The following is a 19,608-nucleotide window of genomic DNA, read 5'->3' as shown; positions in this document are numbered from 1 at the left end:
GAAAACCTCCTATGGGTGCCTGGCTTAGCAACATCTCGCTGAAATATAAATTCTGGGCGGTCAATGCGGTCGCCTTCGTGACCACGCTGTTGTTGGTGTTGTACGCCGTTCAGCTCGAACAACAGGCGCGCAGCCACGCCTCTCAAGTGTCCGCGCAAGCGCAGGCGCGACTGCTTGGTGCCTGGCCCGCCGGGCAGCCGCTGCCCAAGATTGATAACGTGCTGATCTTCAGTCGCGGCCAGGCGCCGCGTCTCAACGGGCAGCCGCTGCTGGAACTGACCGACACCGCCAACGGCTGGGCCGCCATCAATCCAATGCCATTGTTCGGCGACAACCCATTGCTGGGCGCCGAAGTGCTCAGCCGCGCCGACGGCCAGCAAGTCGCAGTCATCGCTTACGGCCCGAGCCTCAGCCAGGTGTTCGGCGAGCGCTTCGTCAATTACGCGATGGCGGTGGCGATCCTGATGCTGGCGATGCTGGGCGCCTCGCAATTGCTCATTCGCTTCCTGCTCTGCCAGCTCAACACCTTGAAAGACGTGATGCTGCACGTCGAGAAAACCGGCGACCTGGCGGCCCGTGTGCCGCTGGTCGGCAAGGATGAAGTCGGGCAGATGGCCAATGCGTTCAATGCGATGCAGGCCGGTTATCAGCGCGTGGTCAACACCGTCGCCAACACCGCGCGGCAGCTGGATGTCGGCGCGGCGCGGCTGGCGTCGAGCATGAATGAAGTGCGCCACGGCATGCTCGGCCAGCAAAGCGAAACCGATCAAGCCGCGACCGCAATCAACGAAATGACGGCCACGGTGTACCACATCGCCCAGCACGCCGGCGCCACCCGCGACCTGTCGCAAAGCGCCGATACCCTGGCCGGCAGCGGGCAGGAAGTGGTCAGTCGCGTTCAGAAATCGATTGCCGGGTTGTCCAGCGGCGTGCAGCAGACCGCCGAGATGATTCAACGTCTGGCCGAGGACAGTCAGAAGATCAACGGCGTGGTCGGGGTGATTCACAGCATCGCCGAGCAGACCAACCTGCTGGCGCTGAATGCCGCCATCGAAGCGGCGCGCGCCGGGGAAATGGGTCGCGGGTTTGCGGTAGTTGCCGATGAAGTGCGCAACCTCGCCAAACGCGTGCAGACCTCCACCGACGAGATCACGCTGATGGTGTCCGCGTTGCAGGCAGGCACCCGCGACGCCGTGGATTTCATGCAGGAAAGCTCGTTCAAGGCTGACGATTGCGTGCAGCAGGCGCAGGAGGCCGGCGCGGCGCTGGCGCAAATCACCAGCGCCGTGGCGCAGATGCGCGAGAGCAACACGCAGATCGCCGTGGCGGCCGAACAGCAAAGCCATGTCGCCGAGGAAATGAATCGTTCGGTGGTGAGCATTCGCGACGTCACCGAAAACACCGTGCAGCAGACCGTGGATTCGGCGAATACCAGTAACGAGTTGGCGACGTTGGCCGGGGAATTGAGCAAGGCGATTGGGCAGTTGAAGCTCTAAGGTCCTGAAGCTCTAAGGCCCTGAAGCTCTGAAAGCCTCATCGCGAGCAAGCTCGCCCCCACACAGGATATGTGAACGTCGCAAATCCCCTGTGGGAGCGAGCTTGCTCGCGATGGCGCCCGCTCAGCCAACATCGTTTTGAGCCATCGACCCTATCGCTGTGATAGCCAACCTCGATTCGTCTCCCACCCCTGCCCCGCCTATCCTTCAAACATGTGTCTCAACGTGTATTAAGGAATTTCATCATGGGCAAACGTCATCCCAACCTTCCGGCCTGGCAATGGAAGTCCTACCCGCACAACCATCAGCACCCGACCAATCTGGCCTTGCACCTGATTGCCGTGCCGCTGTTCATCATTGGCTTTCTGCTGATCGTCACCGGGGTGTTCAGCCTGAGCCTGTTGAATATCGTGATTGGCGTCATCGGCGTGATTGCGGCGCTGGGTTTGCAGCGCCACGGCCACAGCCTGGAGGCGCAGGCCTCCGAGCCGTTCGCGGATCACAAAGACGCGATGTCGCGTTTGCTGGTCGAGCAATTCCTGACGTTCCCGAGATTTTTCCTCAGCGGCGGCTGGTGGCGCGCATGGCGCAAACGCCACCGGCGCTGAGTCAGGCGAAAATGGTCACGGTCTGCCGGCTCATGGCGATCAACCGACCGTCCGCGCTCCACAGTTTCGCCGCGACGTGGCCGTAGCCGTCAGCGGCGTGTTCGATTTCCGCGAGGTATTTGCACCAGTCCAGCGTATTCAGCGCCAGCAGCGGCTGGACGAATTCGATGGTCCAGGTCAGCGTGCTGCCCGCCGCCGGTTTGCGCAGGTGCGGCAATAACGCCGGCGGCCAGGCGTCGACCAGCGCCAGAATGTACGCCTCGCTCAGCGCCTCTTCACGTACTTCCCCACGCAACTGCACCCAACCGCCCATCTCGCGTGATGGATTGCCGGTAAACGGACGCCCGCCGACACTCCAGCGCATCGCCAGATGCCGCATGAATTCCGGGGTTACGCCTTTGATATAGGGCAGTTCCTGACATTCGTCCCAGTGCTTCATTGCGGGCGCCGGTTGCGCTGTGACTGCCACTTCGGATTCGCGCGAGGCGCCGAAACTGCCTTGCATCAGCGTCACCACTTGGCCCTTCTGCATCGCCCGGCCCAAGACCTGGCTGACCGCTTTGCCTTCGCGCAACACATCGACTTCAAAACTGACCGGCACGTCCGGCTCGACCGGGCCGACAAAGGTGATCGCCAGCGAGCGCACCGGGCGCTCGGCCGGGACTTTCGCGCGCATGGCTTCGTACTGCAACGCGGCGATCAGGCCACCGAAACTGGCCCGGCCCTGACCCCATTCGGCAGGAATCGACAGCGCCTGCGGCTGGCTGCGGACAGCGTCGAGCAGATCGGAAAAGCGCATGGGAACCTCGGGAGTGCGGGAAAAGGATGAAGGGATGTTAACCAGCCTGCGCGGGCGATACAGCGCTTATTCCGGCCAAATTGACGGACAGATGAGCCGTGCGAGGTTTATCAGAGGTGCAGAAACCTGGCTGCAGGAAAACTGACTGTGGGAGCTGAGCTTGCTCGCGATGGCGTCGTGTCAGCAGCAAAATTACTGACTGACACGACGCCATCGCGAGCAAGCTCAGCTCCCACAGGTTTTGTGGTGGTTGTTGTTGTTGGGTCGACGTTATTGAGTAGTTGTGTCTCGGCTTCAAGGGTTTTCAGGATTTGAAGCAGGCGTCGCTGAGTTTATCCAGCACGCGGTCGGCACGCTGTTCGGCTTTGGCCATGGTGGTTTTCCATTCGGCGACGCAGCTTTGCAAATCACTTTCCTTCTCGGCCAACAGCAGCCATTGCCAGCAATCGTGCCAGTCACCCAGCGCGGCTTGCGCCGATTTCAGGCGCGGCATCGCCGCTTTCGGCAGACGGTCGAGCTCGGGATAAGCCTCGATGCCATAACGCACACGCTTGATCAGCAAGCGCAGACGATGGCGATCGTGGGCCGGGTCGTGCAGCGCTTCGTCGAGTTTTTTCCATTGCTTGGCCAGGCGCTTTTCGATGCGCTGACGCAGGCCTTTGAGCAAACCCTGACGCTGCGCGGCGCGCAGGAATCGCGGAAACGCGTCGAGGATCATCAGCAATTGCGTCACTTCAGCGCTGCTGGCGACGGCAGGATACGCCGCGTCCATCTGCGCCATGCGCCGTTGCGCCGCTTCGGGTTGCTGGTGCGCCAACAGATACGCCGCCAGCACCTCGCGATCACGCAGCGGCGTGGTCAGGTCGCCGACGCCCGAGGCGGCGGCTTCCAGTTGCTCGACGCCGGGCAACCCGCGCAACGGTCGCAACAGACTGCGCAGCCGCCGCACGGTGGTGCGCAAGTCGTGCAGCGCTTCGGGATCGGTGCGGGCAGTCAAACGCGCCTGGCACGCCAGCAAACGAATATCCAGGCTCAGCACCTGAGCCACCAATCGATTGACCAAAGCCGACATCACTTTCTCCCTGAATCGAATGTGCTTAACCGCCCGTTGAACGCACCGTGCCCGTTAACGACCGGCGCGGGATTCGCGAATGTAGAAGCGTGCCTTCTCGGCTTTGCTGGTGCAGCCTTCGTAGGCTTCAAATTGTTGCTGGGTCTTGGCGCCGGTCAACAGCGACAAAGCCTTGGAGTAACTGACGGTGCCGGCGAAACCTTCAGCCTTGGCCAGGTCGAGCTCATGCCAGGCGGCATCGATCTGGCTGCCGCAGCTTTCGCGGTACGCAGTTTTACCAGCACAACCGGCAAGCGCCAGGGCAATCAACGGCACACAGATCCAGGCTTTCATCACTCACACCTCAAGAATAGGAAAACAGTCGTGCAGGTAAGACGGTGGCGCGCGCAAAAAGTGCCTCTGCTTTGCCAAGCCTTGACCTGCCCCGCAAACGACCGCGTTCGCGAGCATACGCATGTGGCGCCATGCAGTGTCGAAAAAACGACGCCGTCACCCCGGGCAACGACCTTGGCGATTGAAGCGTTGCCCCTGATGGGTGCATTGTTGGACCTTGTCAGACGAGGGCGATTCATGAAAAAGCGTGTCGCACTGGTGCTGGGCTCAGGTGGAGCCCGGGGCTATGCCCATATCGGTGTCATTGAGGAGATCGAACGGCGTGGTTACGACATCGCGTGCATTGCCGGGTGCTCGATGGGCGCGGTGGTCGGCGGGATTTATGCCGCCGGCAAACTCAAGGATTATCGCGACTGGATCGAAAGCCTCGACTACCTCGACGTGCTGCGGCTGGTCGATGTCAGCTTCCGTCTGGGGGCGATTCGTGGCGAAAAAGTCTTCGGCCAGATCCGCAAGATCGTCGGCGAAATCAACATTGAAGATTTGCGTATTCCCTACACGGCGGTGGCCACGGACCTGACCAATCAGCAGGAAATCTGGTTTCAGGAAGGTTGCCTGCATCAAGCGATGCGCGCCTCGGCGGCGATCCCCAGTTTGTTCACGCCGGTGATGCAGGGTAATCGGATGCTGGTTGATGGCGGTCTGTTGAATCCGTTGCCGATCGTGCCGGTGGTGTCGAGCCATTGCGATTTGATCATCGCGGTCAATCTCAACTCGACCAACCAGCGGCATTACCAATTGCCGGTGATTCCGCGTCCGCCGGCGTTCAAGTCGCGTTTCAATAACCTGATCAGTTCGCTCGGTTCGAAGATGCCGTTTCGCCGCAAACAGGCTGAACAGTTGCTGTTGCTGGAACAGGAAGCGCTGAAGGCGGAAGCGGCGGATATCAACCCGTGGATCGAGTCGGCCGAACCGCAAGCGCAACAACCGGCAGCGGCTCCGCAAGCCGATGGCGCACCGAAATCCGCGACCGGCTCGTTCATCATCGACAACGTCGGGCCGGCGTCATTGCTGGATTTGATCAACCAGAGTTTCGAGGTGATGCAGACCTCGTTGGCGCAGTACAAGATCGCCGGGTATCCGCCGGACGTGCTGATCAACGTGCCGAAGCGTGTGTGCCGGTTTTTCGAGTTTTACAAAGCGCCGGAGTTGATCGCGCTGGGCCGCGAGATTGCCAGCGATACGATGGACCGTTATGAGAGTGAGCAGAAGCGTGATTCTTGAGATTCTCGGGTGAGTGTCAGGGCCTCTTCGCGGGCAAGCCTCGCTCCTACAGGGTTCGCGTTAACCGTGTGGGAGCGGGGCTTGCCCGCGAACAGGCCGGACTGCCCGCCGAAAAACCTACAGACCACCCTCCCCCAACAACCGATAACCAACCCCTGCCTCGGTCACGATAAACCGTGGTCGGGTCGGATCGTCGGCCAGTTTCTGCCGTAAATGCCCGACCACAATCCGTAAATAATGGCTGTCCTCGGTGTGCGTCGGGCCCCAGATCTCCTTGAGCAATTGCTGCTGGGTAATCACCCGCCCAGGATGCCGCGCCAGTTGCGCCAACACCGCGTATTCCTTGCGGGTGAGCGCGACTTCGGCGCCGTCGAGCAGCACCCGCCGATAGGCCAGGTCCACGGTCAACGGGCCGAACGTCAGCGCCGCTTGCTGTGCTTCGCCGCTCGGTGCCTGGCGCAATAACGCGCGCACGCGTGCGAGAAACTCCTGAATGCCGAACGGTTTGGTCACGTAGTCATTGGCGCCGCCATCCAGCGCCTCGACTTTCTGCCCTTCGCTGGCGCGCACCGACAGCACCAGCACCGGCACGCTCGACCATTCGCGAAACTCGCGCAGCACTTGCTGGCCGTCCATGTCCGGCAGGCCGAGGTCGAGCACCAGCAAGTCCGGTTTGCTTAGCGCCGCTTGCGCCAGGCCTTCATTACCGGTGCCCGCCTCCAGCACTTTGTAGCCTTGGGAAGCGAGGCTGATGCGCAGGAATTTGCGGATCTGCGGTTCGTCGTCGATGACCAAAATGGTCGCGGTCTGGCTCATGGTTTGTGATCGCAGCGTGTGGATGGGCACGGGGATGGTAATGAGAATGTGCGAAAGATATCAGGCTTCACTTTCAAAACCAGGTTGTTCCTGCAGCGGCAAGTGCAGCGTGATGCACGTGCCGCGCCCGTCGAGGCCATCGGCGACGCTGATTCGCCCGCCATGCGCGCCGACCATGCCCTGACAAATCGCCAGTCCGAGCCCGGTGCCCTGGCCGCCGCGATCACCCCGGGCGGCGGTGTAGAACATGTCGAAAATCTTTGCGCGCTCCTCCTCGGGAATTCCCGGGCCTTCATCGCTGACCGAGAAAAACAGCTCTTTTTCGTCAGCCCCGGCGCGCACTTGCAAACGTCCCTGAGGCGGAGAGAAACGTGCGGCGTTTTCGATGACGTTGACCAGCGCTTGCTCGATCAGCGCCGCGTGCACGTACAGCAACGGCAACTCGGCCGGCACTTCGGCGCTGACCTGCAACGGCGCCAGCACCGCGCGCAGGCGATTCAGCGAACTGCCGATGATGTCGGCCGGCGACACCCAATCGCGCGCCAGTTTCAGCGCGCCGTGGCCGAGGCGCGTCATGTCCAGCAGGTTCTGAATGTAACGATCAAGGCGTTCGGCTTCATCGCGGGTGCCTTCGAGCAACTCGCGGCGATCCTCCAAAGGAATCGCTTCGCCGAGCGCCAGCAGGCTGTCGATGCTGCCGCGCATGGCGGTCAGCGGCGTGCGCAGGTCGTGCGACACCGAGGCGAGCAAGGCACTGCGCAATTGTTCGGTTTCGCCATGCAGGCGCGCCGCTTCGAGGTCTTCGGCCAGTTGCGCGCGGGCCAGCGCTTGCGCCAGCGGTTGACTCAGCGCCGTCAACAAACGTCGACGCTGGCCGCTCAAGGTCTGGCCCTCTTTGGCGCACACGCCGAGCAACGCCAACGGCCCGTCCTCGACCGACAACGGCCACCACCACCAACGCCCGAACGGCAATGTGCCGGTGCCGGCGCCCGCCGGTTGATCGTGTTGCCAGGCCCAATCGGCGGCGGCGCGTTCTGCTTCGGAAAACTCCAGCGGACCACCGGTTTCGACTTTCCAGCCACCCTGACCGTCGCGATTGAGCAGGCACAATTGCAGCTCGCTCCAGCCATTGAGGTGCTGCGCGGCGGCGCTGATCACGGCTTGGCGGTCGGTAGCGGCAGTGAGTTTGCGCGACAGGTCGAGCAGCTCTGTGGTTTCTTCCTGAGTGTCGCGCAACGCCTGCAATTGCCGGCGTTGACGCGCCGCGAGGTTGCCGGTCAGCGCGGCCATCAAGAGAAAAAACAGCAAGGTCAGCACGTCTTCTTCGCGCTGAATGCTGAACGAGAAATTCGGCGGAATGAACAGGAAGTCGTAAACCAGGAATGACAGCGCCGCACACGCCAGCGCCGGGCCGAGGCTGCTGCGCACCGCCACAAGCAACACCGCCGCGAGGAACACCAGCGAGATATTCGGCAACGGCAAAACACTCGCCACGGCCCACGCCAAGGCACTGGCCAATACGGTCGCCAGCAACGCCAGAGCGTAGTCGAACCAGACCAATGAACGGATCGAACGCTGACGTGGCTGATGGGTTTCGTGATCGCTGTCGAGCACGTTGATTTCCAGCCCTCGGGCATCGCGCAACAGCCGGGAAGCAAGTCCGCCGCCAAACAACCGTCGGCGCAGACGCTGCCGGGATTGGCCGACCAACACCAGACTGGCGCGACGTTCGGCGGCGTGCTGGATCAGGGTCTTCGCTACTTCGCCGGCGCGCAGCAACACCACTTCGCCGCCCAAACGTTCGGCCAGTTGCTGGGCGCTTTGCAGACGCAGGCGCGATTGCTCGTCGCGCACGCGGCCATTGTCGACGTGCACCAGACTCCACGGCAGATGCCGGCGCTGGGCGACGCGGCTGGCGTGGCGCACCAGGCGTTCGGCCTGCGCATCGCCATCGACACCGACCAGCAACCGTCCGCGCACCGCCGGCGCAGCCTGACCGAGTTGGCGATAACCCTGGGCCAAGTCGTTATCGACCTGCGCCGCAGCGGTTTGCATGGCCATTTCGCGCAGCGCGGTGAGGTTGGTCTGGGTGAAAAAAGCATCGATGGCCGCGCGTGCCTGCTCCGGCACATAGACTTTGCCGTCGCGCAGACGCTCAAGCAATTCGCGCGGCGGCAGGTCGATCAGCAGCAGTTCGTAGGCTTCTTGCAGGACCCAATCGGGCAAGGTTTCGCGGACCTGCACGCCGGTGATTCCGCGCACTTGATCGTTAAGACTTTCCAGGTGCTGGACGTTGACCGTGGTGAACACGTCGATGCCGGCGGCGAGCAATTCCTGGATGTCTTGCCAACGCTTCGCGTGGCGGCTGCCGGGGGCGTTGCTGTGGGCGAGTTCGTCGACCAGCACCAGTTTTGGTTTGGCCGCGAGCAGACCGTCGAGGTCCATTTCTTCGAGCATCACGCCACGGTATTCCGAGCGCAGCAACGGCTGTTGCGGCAAGCCACCGAGCAGCGCTTCGGTTTCGGCGCGGCCGTGGGTTTCAACCACCCCGGCGATGACTTTGACCCCTTGGCGCAGTTGCGTATGGGCAGCTTGCAGCATGGCGTAAGTCTTGCCGACACCGGGCGCGGCGCCGAGGAACACCTTGAGCCGGCCACGGCCATCGCGGGGCAGGTCTGCTAACAGCGCATCGGCGCGGCCGGAATCGCTCATGCTTGAAGGTCTCTTCTTTCAGGTTTTGATGGGGTGAATATTAGGCCGCCATCGCGAGCAAGCTCGCTCCCACAGGGGATTTGTGAACACTGGAGATTCCCTGTGGGAGCGAGCTTGCTCGTGATTGGCGGCGCCACCGGTTTAAAGCTTTTGCAGCGCGATATTCAACGCCAACACATTCACCACCGGTGGCCCCACCAGCGGCTGCTCGATGTGTGCGTCGAGCAACTGTTGAAGGGTCGATACCGGCAGATTGCGCGCCGCCGCAACACGCGCCAGTTGATAGGCAATCGCCGCCGGTGGCAAGTGCGGATCGAGGCCGCTGCCAGAGGTGGTCAGCAGCGCCAGCGGCACCGGTCCTTGCCCGGGCACTTGCAGTTTATTGGCCTCGTCGATGACCCGCGTGGCGAGCGCCGGGTTGCTCGGCGAGAGGTTGCTGGCGCTGCTCGACACCGTGGCAAACGCCCCGGCCGACGGGCGCGGATGGAACCACGCGTCGCCGGTAAAATCCTGGGCAATCAGCGACGAACCGCGCACCTTGCCTTCGGCGTCGCGTACCAGACTGCCGTTGGCCTGATCGGGGAAAGCAATTTGCGCGACGCCGGTAACCACCAAAGGATAGGCGACGCCGGTGATCAGCGTCATGAGTACCAGTAGGCTCAGGGCCGGGCGGATCATTGTGGACATTTCAGAATCCTCGAAATTGAAGAAGTAGTGGGTGTCAGGGAAATCCACCCCTCACCCCAGCCCTCTCCCCACGGGGTAGAGGGGGAAAGGGAGCCGATCTTTATGCCTTTCAAAACCTGAGTTCGACTCGGTCTTTCAGGTCGCTAAATTTCGCAAGACATCCGTGCTGTTCAAAACCTGAGTTCGGCTCGATCTTTCAGGTCGATGCAGCTCCAAGAACACCTCGGTCAGTCCCCTCTCCCCCCGGGGAGAGGGTTAGGGTGAGGGGTCGATCCAAAGGTCAAACCAAATGCAGTGCAGTGAGCAACATGTCGATCGCCTTGATCCCCACAAACGGCACGACAATCCCGCCCAGCCCATAGATCAGCAAATTGCGCCGCAACAACGCCGCAGCACTCGCCGCTTGCACTCGCACGCCACGCAGCGCCAGCGGAATCAGCACGACGATGATCAACGCGTTGAAGGCAATCGCCGAGAGAATCGCGCTCTGCGGACTGCTCAGTTGCATGATGTTGAGCACGCCCAATTGCGGATAGATCGAGGCGAACAGCGCCGGCAGAATCGCGAAGTATTTGGCGATGTCGTTGGCGATCGAAAAAGTCGTCAACGCGCCACGCGTCACCAGCAGCTCTTTGCCGATTTGCACCACGTCGAGCAACTTGGTCGGATCGCTGTCGAGATCGACCATGTTTGCCGCCTCGCGCGCCGCTTGCGTGCCGTCATTCATCGCCATGCCGACGTCAGCCTGGGCCAGCGCCGGCGCGTCGTTGGCGCCGTCGCCGCACATTGCCACCAGACGACCGTCGTTCTGCTCGTGACGAATCCGCGCGAGTTTTTTCTCCGGCGTGGCTTCGGCCAGCACGTCATCGACGCCCGCCTCGGCAGCAATCGCCGCAGCCGTCAGCGGGTTGTCGCCGGTGACCATGACCGTGCGAATCCCCAGTTTGCGCAACTCGGCGAAACGTTCGCGGATGCCCGGCTTGACCACGTCCTTGAGATGGATCGCGCCGAGCAATTTACCGTCGACACACACCAGCAACGGCGTGCCGCCACTCTGCGCAATCTTGTCGACTTCCCGAGCCATGGCCGGGGCCAGGTCCGAACGTTTCTGGCCGATGAACGCCAGCAGCGAATCCACCGCGCCTTTGCGATACACGCGGCCCTGATAATCAACACCAGACAAACGCGTCTCGGCGCTGAACGGCACGCCGGTGAGCAATTCGGCGCCCGGCTCAGGCTGCGGATGCAGGTTGCGCAGGTACTCGACGATCGACTTGCCTTCCGCCGTGTCATCGGCCAGCGACGCAAACAACGCGCCTTCGGCCAGCTCTTTGGCAGTCACGCCGGGTGTTGCATAAACCGCGGTGCAACGGCGGTTGCCGAAGGTGATGGTGCCGGTCTTGTCCAGCAACAGCACGTGCACATCCCCCGCCGCTTCCACGGCGCGCCCGGATTTGGCGATCACGTTGAGGCGCACCAGGCGGTCCATGCCGGCGATACCGATGGCCGACAACAAGCCGCCAATGGTGGTCGGAATCAGCGTGACCAATAACGCTACAAGAAACACCAGCGGCAGGCTGCCGTTGGCGAAATGCGCGAACGGTTGCAGGGTCACGACCACCAACAGAAAGATCAGCGTCAGGCCGATCAGCAGGATATCCAGCGCCACTTCGTTGGGGGTTTTCTGGCGTTTTGCGCCTTCGACCAGAGCGATCATCCGGTCCAGGGTCGATTCGCCGGGGTTGGCGGTGATGCGCACCAGCAGCCAATCGGAGACCAGCCGCGTATTGCCGGTAACGGCCGAACGGTCGCCGCCGGATTCGCGAATCACTGGCGCCGATTCGCCGGTAATCGCCGCCTCGTTGACCGCGGCGATGCCTTCGATGACCTCGCCGTCACCGGGGATCATTTCCCCGGCTTCGACGCGCACCACATCGTCCTTGCGCAGATTGGCCGCCGGCACCACTTGAAACGTGCCATTGGCGGTCTTGCGCCGGGCGCTCAAGCCTTCGCTGCCGGCCTTGAGGCTGTCGGCGCGGGCCTTGCCGCGACCTTCGGCCAAGGCTTCGGCGAAGTTGGCAAACAGCACGGTAAACCACAGCCACAACGCGATTTGCGCAGCGACAAAGGTTGGCACGGTGCTGTCGGGAATAAAGCACAACACGGTGGTCAGCACGGCGGTCAGTTCGACCACCAACATCACCGGCGCCCGTTGCAACTGGCGCGGATCCAGCTTGACGAAGGCTTGCACCAGCGCTGGACGCCAGAGCGCCGAGATCGCGGTTTTCGGTTGTTCCGGCGCCTTGGCGGCGGCCGGTTTGGTTGCGGGCATATTCATCATCAGCTCCTCGAAAAAGCCTGGCTCAGAAGCCCATGCTCAGATGTTCGGCAATAGGACCCAGGGCCAGCGTCGGCAAGAACGTCAGGCCACCCACCAGCAAAATGGTCACGGTCAGCAGCGTCACGAACAGCGCACCATGGGTCGGGAAACTGTTCGGGCCGATTGGCGCGGTTTTCTTCATCGCCAGGCTGCCGGCCAACGCCAGCACTGGAAGGATGTAACCGAAACGACCGATCAGCATGCCCAGGCCCAGCATCAAGTTGTGGAACGCGGTGTTCGCACCGAAACCGCCAAACGCCGAACCGTTATTCGCGCTGGCCGAGGTGTAGGCGTAAAGCAACTGGCTGAAACCGTGGGCGCCGGGGTTGCTGACCGCCGCGACCGGGCCGGGCAAACTGGCGGCAATCGCGCCGAGCACCAGCACGCCGACCGGCATCACCAACAAGGTCACGACCAGTAACTGCACTTCCCGCGCCTGGAGTTTTTTGCCGAGGTATTCCGGCGTGCGGCCGATCATCAGGCCGGCGAGGAATACCGCGATCAACACGTTGAGCAGCATGCCGTAAAGCCCGGCGCCGACGCCGCCGAAGATCACTTCGCCGACCATCATGTTGACCATCGCGACCATGCCGCTCAGCGGGTTGAGGCTGTCGTGCATACCGTTGACCGAACCGTTGGACGCCGCCGTCGTGGTCACCGACCACAACACCGTCGCCGTGGTGCCGAAGCGCGCTTCCTTGCCTTCGAGTGGCGCAGTCTGCTCGACGGCAGCGTTGGCCAGCGATGGATTCGGCTGGTACTCGGCCCACAGCGAGGTGGCGCCGCCGATCAGGAACAGCGCGAGCATGCAGGCGATGATCGCGCGACTCTGACGCAGGTCCTTGACGTAATGGCCGAAGGTGAACACCAGCGCGACCGGGATCAGGATGATCGAACCGACTTCGAACAAGTTGCTCCACGCCGTCGGGTTCTCGAACGGATGCGACGAGTTGACGCCGAAGAAGCCACCGCCGTTGGTGCCCAGTTGCTTGATCGCAATCTGGCTCGCGGCCGGGCCGAGCGGGATCACCTGATCGACGCCTTGCATGGTCACGGCATTGACGTATTGCGCGAAAGTTTGCGGCACGCCCTGCCAGACCAGAAACAGCGCCAGCAACAAGCACAGCGGCAGCAGGCCGTAGAGCGTGGCGCGGGTCATGTCGACCCAGAAGTTGCCGAGGGTTTTTGTCGATTTGCGGCCGATGCCGCGACACAGTGCCACCAACACCGCCAGACCGGTGGCGGCGCTGACGAAGTTCTGCACGGTGAGGCCGGCCATCTGGCTCAGATAACTGAGCGACGCTTCGCCGCTGTAGGCCTGCCAGTTGGTGTTGGTCATGAAACTGACGGCGGTGTTGAACGCGAGCGTCCACTCCTGGCCCGGCAGGTTTTGCGGATTCAGCGGCAAGTAGTCCTGGAATAACAGGATCGCGAACAGCAGCAGGAAGCCTGCGAGGTTGAAGGCGAGCAAGGCCAATGTGTATTTCTGCCAGCTCTGTTCGACCTGCGGATCGACCCCGGCCACGCGATAACAACCGCGCTCGACCGGGCCGAGGACCGGCGACAGCCAGGTGCGCTGGCCTTCCATGACTTTGTAATAGAAGCGACCGAGAAACGGCGCGGGGATCAGCACTAACGCGAAAAACCCGAGGATCAGCCAATAGTCATAACTGTGCATAGCCGCTCCTAGTTCCGGTCCGCGCGCAACAGCGCAACCAGCAGATAAATGAACAGCCCCACTGCCAATAGCAGTGACACCCCGTCCAGAACGCTCATGGAAAATCTCCGTGTAACGGCGTATTGCCGCGTGTCCGGGCATTGTCGGCAGGGAGGCTGTAAAGGAACGAGAGCGAGGGGTGTGGCGGGGCATAAAAAAAGTGTAAAGAGTGGCTTTATGCGGGGGTTACAGGCGTTTTGGGCGGACGCCATCGCGAGCAAGCTCGCTCCCACAGGGATCAGCGTTGTGTCGGCGGATGCATTTCAATAGTGGGAGCGAGCTTGCTCGCGATGGCGGCATAACGGGCGACATTGCCCCCAACTGGCGCACAAATCACGGCCATCCAGCGCCGATCATCCCCGATACGACACCTTTCACCGCATTGCGACGCGCAAATACAAAATGGCACGCCCGCTGCACGCGCCCTCCCCCGAGCTTTCCAAACCATTCCGGGAGCAACGCATGAACACACAACTCAAACCGACACTGGGAACGCTGCATCTGTGGGGCATTGCCGTCGGGCTGGTGATTTCCGGGGAGTATTTCGGCTGGAGTTACGGCTGGGGCGTCGCCGGAACCCTGGGTTTCCTGGTGACTTCCTTTATGGTCGCGACCATGTACACCTGTTTCATCTTCAGTTTCACCGAGCTGACGACGATGATTCCCCACGCCGGCGGTCCCTTTGCCTACAGCCGCCGCGCTTTTGGCGAGAAAGGCGGATTGATCGCCGGGCTGGCAACGCTGATCGAATTCGTCTTCGCCCCCCCAGCGATCGCTCTCGCGATTGGCGCGTACTTGAATGTGCAGTTTCCGGCACTCGACCCGAAACACGCGGCGGTCGGTGCCTACATCGTGTTCATGGGCCTGAACATTCTCGGGGTGAAACTCGCGGCAACCTTCGAGTTGATCGTCTGCGTCCTGGCTGTGGCCGAATTGCTGGTGTTCATGGGCGTGGTGGCGCCGGCCTTCAGCTTCAGCAACTTTGCCCTGAATGGCTGGGCCGGTTCCGACGTGTTCGGCGCGCCGGCGATTGCCGGGATGTTCGCGGCGATCCCGTTTGCGATCTGGTTTTTCCTCGCCATCGAAGGCGCGGCCATGGCCGCCGAAGAAGCCAAGGACCCGAAACGGACGATTCCCAAGGCTTACATCAGCGGCATTCTGACGCTGGTGCTGCTGGCGATGGGCGTGATGTTCTTTGCCGGCGGCGTTGGCGACTGGCGCACCCTGTCGAACATCAACGACCCATTGCCGCAAGCGATGAAAGCCGTGGTCGGCGAAAGCTCCGGTTGGCTGCACATGCTGGTGTGGATCGGCCTGTTCGGACTGGTAGCGAGTTTCCACGGGATCATCCTCGGTTACTCGCGCCAGTTCTTCGCCCTCGCCCGCGCCGGTTACTTGCCGAAATCATTGGCCAAGCTGTCGCGCTTCCAGACGCCGCACCGGGCGATCATCGCCGGCGGGCTGATCGGCATCGCGGCTATTTATAGTGACGGTTTGATCAACCTTGGCGGCATGACGCTGACCGCGGCGATGATCACCATGGCGGTATTCGGCGCCATCGTCATGTACATCATGAGCATGCTCAGCCTGTTCAAACTGCGCAAAACCGAGCCGAACCTGGAACGGACTTTCCGCGCGCCGTGTTATCCGCTGGTGCCGATGATTGCGCTGGTGCTGGCGGTGGTGTGCCTGGTGGCAATGGCGTGGTTCAACACCTTGATCGGGCTGATCTTCGTCGGCTTCATGGCCGTCGGGTTTGTGTACTTCATGCTCACCGCGCAATTGCGCGCCGATGCGCCGGCGGATGCAATGCTGACCGGTTTGTAGCAAGGGGCTGTAACGAGGGATACGCGCGAGACATTACAGGCCTAGAATGGAACCACTGCGAAATTTGATCGCTCAAAGTGGTATGCACGCTCGGTTGGCGAAATCCGCCAATCGGCCTGCCCTCAAGGAGAGCCCTATGCCCTGGTATGCCTGGTTGATTCTGGTCGTTGCAATCGGCTCGATCGTTGGCGGTTTGATGATGTTGCGCGACACCGCCAACAAGGTCGATCTGACCGAAGAGCAACGCAAACGCATCGCTGAACGCAATGCAGTCGCGGACGCCAAGGATGCGCAGGACCGCTGATAAAAAAACCCCACCTTCGCGGTGGGGTTTGTTTTTGCGCTCGCCAGTTCTCCGGCAGACTTCTAAAAAACACGCCGCCCAGCCGAATGGCACGCATCTGCATGCTTTTTTGCGATAGAAGTACAGTCACCATCCAATATTCATTAAGTAAGATGGCGGATTGTCGCGGAGACCCAAAATGCGTTACTCGCAGGACCATAAAGCCCAGACCCACCAACGCATCATCAAGGAAGCGTCTGCACGTTTTCGCCGCGACGGCATCGGGGCGACTGGCCTGCAACCTTTGATGAAAGCGCTGGGCCTGACCCACGGCGGCTTTTATTCGCACTTCAAATCCAAAGATGAGCTGGTGGAAAAAGCCCTGCAAATGGCCCGCGATGAACTCGACGCGCATTGCGCCAAGCTCTTCGCTGAACAACGGCCGCTCGACGCGTTTATCGACAGTTATCTCTCCGAATGGCACCAGACTTCGCCGGATCAAGATTGCCCGCTGCCGACCATGTCCTCAGAACTCGGACTGCGCGGCCAGCCCAGCCCCACCACCGATCAAGTGCTCAATGCCAGACTTGAGCAAGTGCAAAGTACCCTTGAAGGCGAACAGCCGAGCGAACGCAGCATCATCATCATCATCATCATCATCATCATCATCATCATGTCGACGCTGATCGGCGCGCTGATGTTATCGCGCAGTGTCGAGAACGCCGAGCTGGCCCAGCGGATTCTCGACGTGACGCGCGATCACCTGAAACAGAACAACGATTAATCACTCCAACGCTTGAACAGCACGCTGGCATTCACGCCGCCAAAACCGAAGCCGTTCGACAGCGCGTATTCAATCGGCATCGACCGCGCCTGGCCGTGAACGATGTCCACGCCTTCGGCTGCCGGGTCCGGGTTATCGAAATTGAGCGTGGCCGGGACGATTTGATCGCGAATGGCCAACAGGGTGAAGATCGCTTCGATGCCGCCAGCGGCGCCAAGCAAATGACCGGTAGCAGACTTGGTCGACGTCACCGCAATCTTGTTATCCGCGCCGAACAATGACTTGATCGCCGCCAACTCCCCGAGATCCCCGACTGGCGTCGACGTCGCGTGAGCATTGAGGTGTTGCACCTGATCGGCGCTGACCCCGGCTTGCGCCAATGCCAACGACATTGCCCGCCGAGCACCGCTGCCATCTTCAGGCCCGGCCGTCAGGTGATAGGCATCCGCACTGGTGCCGTAGCCGACCAGCTCGGCGATCGGTTTAGCGCCCCTGGCCAATGCATGCTCCAGCGATTCGATCACCAGCAGACCGGCGCCCTCGCCCATCACAAAACCATCGCGATCCTTGTCGAATGGCCGCGAGGCGCGCTCCGGGGTTTCGTTGTAAGCGCTGGACAAGGCCCGCGCGGCAGCAAACCCGGCCAGACTGACACGATCAATCGACGCTTCGGCGCCGCCGCACACGGCAATATCCGCCTCGCCACTGCGGATCAGCCGCGCGGCATCGCCGATCGCCTGAACACCGGCGGCGCAGGCGGTTACCGGCGCGCCGAGCGGACCTTTGAAACCATGCAAGATCGACACGTGGCCCGCCGCCAGATTGACCAGAAACGAGGGAATGGTGAACGGCGACAACCGCCGCGGCCCGCGCGTATCGGTGGTGCGCACCGCATCGGCGATAGCGCCAAAACCACCGACGCCCGAGCCGATAATCGTCGCGGTGCGTTCCTGAGCATTGGCGTCCTGCGCCTGCCAACCCGCCTGTTCCAGCGCCTGACGCGCAGCCTCTATGGCGAACATGATGAAGCGATCCATCTTCTTCTGTTCTTTGGGCGCGATGGCCCGGTCCGGGTCGAAGCCGGCTTCGGCATCATCAGCAATGCTCGGCACTGCGCCGCCGACCTTGGCCGGCAGATCGGCAACCACTGCGTCGGGCAATGCGCGCAGTCCAGAGCGCCCGGCCAACAGGCGCGCCCACACGGCTTCGACGCCAGAACCCAATGGCGACACCAGGCCCATTCCAGTCACAACTATTCGACGATCACTCATACTGCATTCACCTCAAACCGATTCATGACGCCTCACTTGTAACGTGCGGCGGGCTTATCTCGGGACAGGTTCGGCGCCATCACATGACGGGCCGCAACAAAGGCTTGCCACTCGGACGCATCCGGCAACGACGGGATAGTAATCAGTTCGCCCTGGTCCAGACCGGCCAGCGACGCATCCACCATGTCCGCTGCATCCATGATCATTTCCGCCGGGATGCCACTGGCATCAATCCCCGAACGCTGCCAAATCTCAGTGCGCGTCACCCCGGGCAAAACCGCTTGCACCCGCACACCGGTGCCGCTCAGTTCCGCATCCAAAGATTGGGTCAGGCTCAGAACATACGCCTTGCTGGCGCTGTAAGTCGCATTAAACCGTTCCGGAGACAAAGCCACGACCGAGGCAATGTTGATAATCGTGCCGCGCCCCGCTTTGGCAAAACTGGCTGCCGCCGCCGACGCCAAACGCGTGACAGTGGTGACGTTGAGCTGAATCAGTTGCTCAAGTTGCTCCATGTCGGCGTTGGCCAGCAAACCATCGGCCGCGACACCGGCATTGTTGAGCAGCAGGCTGATACTTGAATCGCTACGCAGACGCTGCTCAAGTTTCAATACCTCATCCTTTTGCGTCAGGTCAGCCTTGACCACTTCCACCTGAACGCTGTGCTCGGCGCGCAACTTGCTCGCCGCTGCCTCCACCCGCTGCCCGTCGCGAGCCACCAACAACAAATCAAAACCACGTGCAGCCAACCGCTCGGCGTAAATGGCGCCGATGCCGGAAGAAGCACCGGTGACGAGGGCTGTACCTTTGGACTGAGTGGACGTCATGACTGTGCTCCTGAGGGATGCGATGTGAGTGCCGGGATCGGAACGTTTGCGCACGATCAGTCTTTTATTATAGGCATAACCCAAAGATAATATGATAGCCGTAATTTTTAATGTCGGAGAAACGGCCGACTCGCAGGACTCACCCCGCAAAACTGAGATACACCGGTGGAGTCAGCTTAAATCCATGTCGATCTCAATAACAAAAGAGCTTAGCCACGGTGTTAAAAATTGCGGCGATATGTAGCGTTCGCGCTCCGTTGAAACGTATCCGCTCCATGAACCCCACATTCCAAGCGGATAGCTGACGGCTGATGCTGTCCTCCCGATTTCCATCAGGAGTCCATCACCATGATGCGTCCCAATGCCAGCGTTGAAAAAGTGTACCTCTACCCAAAGCCGGTAGATTTTCGAAAGTCCATTGATGGCCTAGCTGCGCTAGTCGAACTGGATATCAAGGTCGCGGTGTTTGACCCCGTGCTCTTTGTTTTTCTGAATCGCCACCGTAATCGGGTCAAAGTGTTGTACTGGGAGCGTAACGGCTTCTGCCTTTGGCTCAAGCGCCTGGAGTCCGAGCGTTTTAAGACTTCACCCGAAGAGGTGGACGAGGCTATCGTGCTGACCGTCCAAGAACTGAACTGGCTACTGGATGGATTTGATCTCTGGCGCAACCGTCCACACAAGGTTTTAACGCCAAGATTCGTCGCCTGACGGG

General features: G+C 61.3%; 18 protein-coding genes. 7 read left to right on the top strand and 11 right to left on the bottom strand.

Translation table 11 applies throughout. The annotated features are described in order from the left end of the window. The first annotated feature begins 11 nt into the window (after positions 1–11). Together BLU01_RS22110 and BLU01_RS22105 are read left to right on the top strand one after the other, a co-directional pair. Positions 12–1,496: a methyl-accepting chemotaxis protein gene (locus tag BLU01_RS22110; protein WP_092279487.1), complete on the top strand. Its 1,485-nt coding sequence runs from the start codon at positions 12–14 to the stop codon at positions 1,494–1,496. Positions 1,497–1,741: 245 nt separating this feature from the next. Beyond that, positions 1,742–2,104 (top strand): terminase, encoded by a 363-nt coding sequence (locus BLU01_RS22105; protein WP_092279485.1) that lies wholly within the window; start codon positions 1,742–1,744, stop codon positions 2,102–2,104. 1 nt (position 2,105) lies between these two features. On the opposite strand, the gene BLU01_RS22100 is transcribed toward BLU01_RS22105, so the two are convergent. The 3 genes from BLU01_RS22100 to BLU01_RS22090 form a co-directional block, all read right to left on the bottom strand. After that, entirely contained in the window at positions 2,106–2,903 is a 798-nt protein-coding gene (locus BLU01_RS22100; protein ID WP_092279483.1) for an acyl-CoA thioesterase, read from the bottom strand. Positions 2,904–3,207: 304 nt separating this feature from the next. Next, positions 3,208–3,975 (bottom strand): CHAD domain-containing protein, encoded by a 768-nt coding sequence (locus tag BLU01_RS22095; protein WP_092279481.1) that lies wholly within the window; start codon positions 3,973–3,975, stop codon positions 3,208–3,210. A 54-nt stretch (positions 3,976–4,029) separates the two neighbouring features. Then, positions 4,030–4,308, bottom strand: a complete 279-nt coding sequence (locus BLU01_RS22090; RefSeq protein WP_027925691.1) for a hypothetical protein — start codon at positions 4,306–4,308, stop codon at positions 4,030–4,032. Between the two features lie 237 nt (positions 4,309–4,545). Here BLU01_RS22090 and BLU01_RS22085 point away from each other — a divergent pair, with 237 nt between their 5' ends. Beyond that, positions 4,546–5,592, top strand: a complete 1,047-nt coding sequence (locus BLU01_RS22085) for a patatin-like phospholipase family protein (protein WP_092279479.1) — start codon at positions 4,546–4,548, stop codon at positions 5,590–5,592. 117 nt (positions 5,593–5,709) lie between these two features. Here the strand turns inward: BLU01_RS22085 and BLU01_RS22080 are convergent, their stop codons facing one another. The 6 genes from BLU01_RS22080 to kdpF all read right to left on the bottom strand — a co-directional run bounded on the left by BLU01_RS22080 (position 5,710) and on the right by kdpF (position 13,963). Then, positions 5,710–6,408, bottom strand: a complete 699-nt coding sequence (locus BLU01_RS22080) for a response regulator (protein ID WP_092279477.1) — start codon at positions 6,406–6,408, stop codon at positions 5,710–5,712. Between the two features lie 60 nt (positions 6,409–6,468). Next, positions 6,469–9,120: a sensor histidine kinase gene (locus tag BLU01_RS22075; protein ID WP_092279475.1), complete on the bottom strand. Its 2,652-nt coding sequence runs from the start codon at positions 9,118–9,120 to the stop codon at positions 6,469–6,471. Between the two features lie 141 nt (positions 9,121–9,261). After that, entirely contained in the window at positions 9,262–9,807 is a 546-nt protein-coding gene (gene kdpC / locus BLU01_RS22070; protein WP_092279473.1) for a potassium-transporting ATPase subunit KdpC, read from the bottom strand. Positions 9,808–10,087: 280 nt separating this feature from the next. Next, complete coding sequence (kdpB, locus tag BLU01_RS22065; protein WP_092279471.1) at positions 10,088–12,145, bottom strand: potassium-transporting ATPase subunit KdpB; 2,058 nt, start codon at positions 12,143–12,145, stop codon at positions 10,088–10,090. 25 nt (positions 12,146–12,170) lie between these two features. Beyond that, on the bottom strand, positions 12,171–13,865 hold the full coding sequence (kdpA, locus tag BLU01_RS22060; RefSeq protein ID WP_092279469.1) for a potassium-transporting ATPase subunit KdpA: 1,695 nt from the start codon (positions 13,863–13,865) through the stop codon (positions 12,171–12,173). Positions 13,866–13,873: 8 nt separating this feature from the next. Continuing rightward, positions 13,874–13,963 carry a K(+)-transporting ATPase subunit F gene (kdpF, locus tag BLU01_RS22055; protein ID WP_007899818.1) on the bottom strand — a complete coding sequence of 30 codons (90 nt, stop codon included), beginning with the start codon at positions 13,961–13,963 and terminating at the stop codon, positions 13,874–13,876. 403 nt (positions 13,964–14,366) lie between these two features. Between kdpF and eat the strand changes: the two genes are divergently transcribed. From eat to BLU01_RS22040, 3 genes are all read left to right on the top strand, one after another. After that, positions 14,367–15,731 carry an ethanolamine permease gene (eat, locus tag BLU01_RS22050; protein WP_092279467.1) on the top strand — a complete coding sequence of 455 codons (1,365 nt, stop codon included), beginning with the start codon at positions 14,367–14,369 and terminating at the stop codon, positions 15,729–15,731. Between the two features lie 136 nt (positions 15,732–15,867). Further along, positions 15,868–16,035 carry a DUF2897 family protein gene (locus tag BLU01_RS22045; protein WP_092279465.1) on the top strand — a complete coding sequence of 56 codons (168 nt, stop codon included), beginning with the start codon at positions 15,868–15,870 and terminating at the stop codon, positions 16,033–16,035. A gap of 178 nt (positions 16,036–16,213) precedes the next feature. Further along, entirely contained in the window at positions 16,214–16,798 is a 585-nt protein-coding gene (locus BLU01_RS22040) for a TetR/AcrR family transcriptional regulator (protein WP_092279463.1), read from the top strand. Here the strand turns inward: BLU01_RS22040 and fabF are convergent. Together fabF and BLU01_RS22030 are read right to left on the bottom strand one after the other, a co-directional pair. Further along, entirely contained in the window at positions 16,795–18,069 is a 1,275-nt protein-coding gene (gene fabF, locus BLU01_RS22035; protein WP_092279461.1) for a beta-ketoacyl-ACP synthase II, read from the bottom strand. The two genes, BLU01_RS22040 and fabF, sit on opposite strands and share 4 nt — an antisense overlap. Positions 18,070–18,101: 32 nt before the next feature. Next, positions 18,102–18,896 carry an SDR family NAD(P)-dependent oxidoreductase gene (locus BLU01_RS22030; RefSeq protein WP_092279459.1) on the bottom strand — a complete coding sequence of 265 codons (795 nt, stop codon included), beginning with the start codon at positions 18,894–18,896 and terminating at the stop codon, positions 18,102–18,104. Between the two features lie 348 nt (positions 18,897–19,244). Here BLU01_RS22030 and tnpB point away from each other — a divergent pair, with 348 nt between their 5' ends. Further along, a complete protein-coding gene (tnpB, locus tag BLU01_RS22025; RefSeq protein ID WP_231987099.1) occupies positions 19,245–19,604 on the top strand; it encodes an IS66 family insertion sequence element accessory protein TnpB in 360 nt (119 codons plus the stop codon). The last annotated feature ends 4 nt before the right edge of the window (positions 19,605–19,608 follow it).

Source organism: Pseudomonas prosekii (genome assembly GCF_900105155.1).
Classification (GTDB): Bacteria; Pseudomonadota; Gammaproteobacteria; order Pseudomonadales; family Pseudomonadaceae; genus Aquipseudomonas; species Aquipseudomonas prosekii.
The sequence above is the reverse complement of the archived record's forward strand: the minus strand, read 5'-3'. Positions and strand labels throughout refer to the sequence as shown.

Excerpts from the sequence above, each read along its gene's own strand:
- BLU01_RS22045 (WP_092279465.1), top strand. The coding sequence starts at position 15,868 with ATGCCCTGGTATGCCTGGTTGATTCTGGTCGTTGCAATCGGCTCGATC.
- BLU01_RS22040 (WP_092279463.1), top strand. The coding sequence starts at position 16,214 with ATGCGTTACTCGCAGGACCATAAAGCCCAGACCCACCAACGCATCATC.
- kdpF (WP_007899818.1), bottom strand. The coding sequence starts at position 13,963 with ATGAGCGTTCTGGACGGGGTGTCACTGCTATTGGCAGTGGGGCTGTTC.
- kdpB (WP_092279471.1), bottom strand. The coding sequence starts at position 12,145 with ATGAATATGCCCGCAACCAAACCGGCCGCCGCCAAGGCGCCGGAACAA.
- BLU01_RS22105 (WP_092279485.1), top strand. The coding sequence starts at position 1,742 with ATGGGCAAACGTCATCCCAACCTTCCGGCCTGGCAATGGAAGTCCTAC.
- BLU01_RS22075 (WP_092279475.1), bottom strand. The coding sequence starts at position 9,120 with ATGAGCGATTCCGGCCGCGCCGATGCGCTGTTAGCAGACCTGCCCCGC.
- BLU01_RS22100 (WP_092279483.1), bottom strand. The coding sequence starts at position 2,903 with ATGCGCTTTTCCGATCTGCTCGACGCTGTCCGCAGCCAGCCGCAGGCG.
- BLU01_RS22080 (WP_092279477.1), bottom strand. The coding sequence starts at position 6,408 with ATGAGCCAGACCGCGACCATTTTGGTCATCGACGACGAACCGCAGATC.
- BLU01_RS22085 (WP_092279479.1), top strand. The coding sequence starts at position 4,546 with ATGAAAAAGCGTGTCGCACTGGTGCTGGGCTCAGGTGGAGCCCGGGGC.
- kdpC (WP_092279473.1), bottom strand. The coding sequence starts at position 9,807 with ATGTCCACAATGATCCGCCCGGCCCTGAGCCTACTGGTACTCATGACG.
- BLU01_RS22110 (WP_092279487.1), top strand. The coding sequence starts at position 12 with ATGGGTGCCTGGCTTAGCAACATCTCGCTGAAATATAAATTCTGGGCG.
- tnpB (WP_231987099.1), top strand. The coding sequence starts at position 19,245 with ATGATGCGTCCCAATGCCAGCGTTGAAAAAGTGTACCTCTACCCAAAG.
- BLU01_RS22090 (WP_027925691.1), bottom strand. The coding sequence starts at position 4,308 with ATGAAAGCCTGGATCTGTGTGCCGTTGATTGCCCTGGCGCTTGCCGGT.
- fabF (WP_092279461.1), bottom strand. The coding sequence starts at position 18,069 with ATGAGTGATCGTCGAATAGTTGTGACTGGAATGGGCCTGGTGTCGCCA.
- kdpA (WP_092279469.1), bottom strand. The coding sequence starts at position 13,865 with ATGCACAGTTATGACTATTGGCTGATCCTCGGGTTTTTCGCGTTAGTG.
- BLU01_RS22030 (WP_092279459.1), bottom strand. The coding sequence starts at position 18,896 with ATGACGTCCACTCAGTCCAAAGGTACAGCCCTCGTCACCGGTGCTTCT.
- BLU01_RS22095 (WP_092279481.1), bottom strand. The coding sequence starts at position 3,975 with ATGTCGGCTTTGGTCAATCGATTGGTGGCTCAGGTGCTGAGCCTGGAT.
- eat (WP_092279467.1), top strand. The coding sequence starts at position 14,367 with ATGAACACACAACTCAAACCGACACTGGGAACGCTGCATCTGTGGGGC.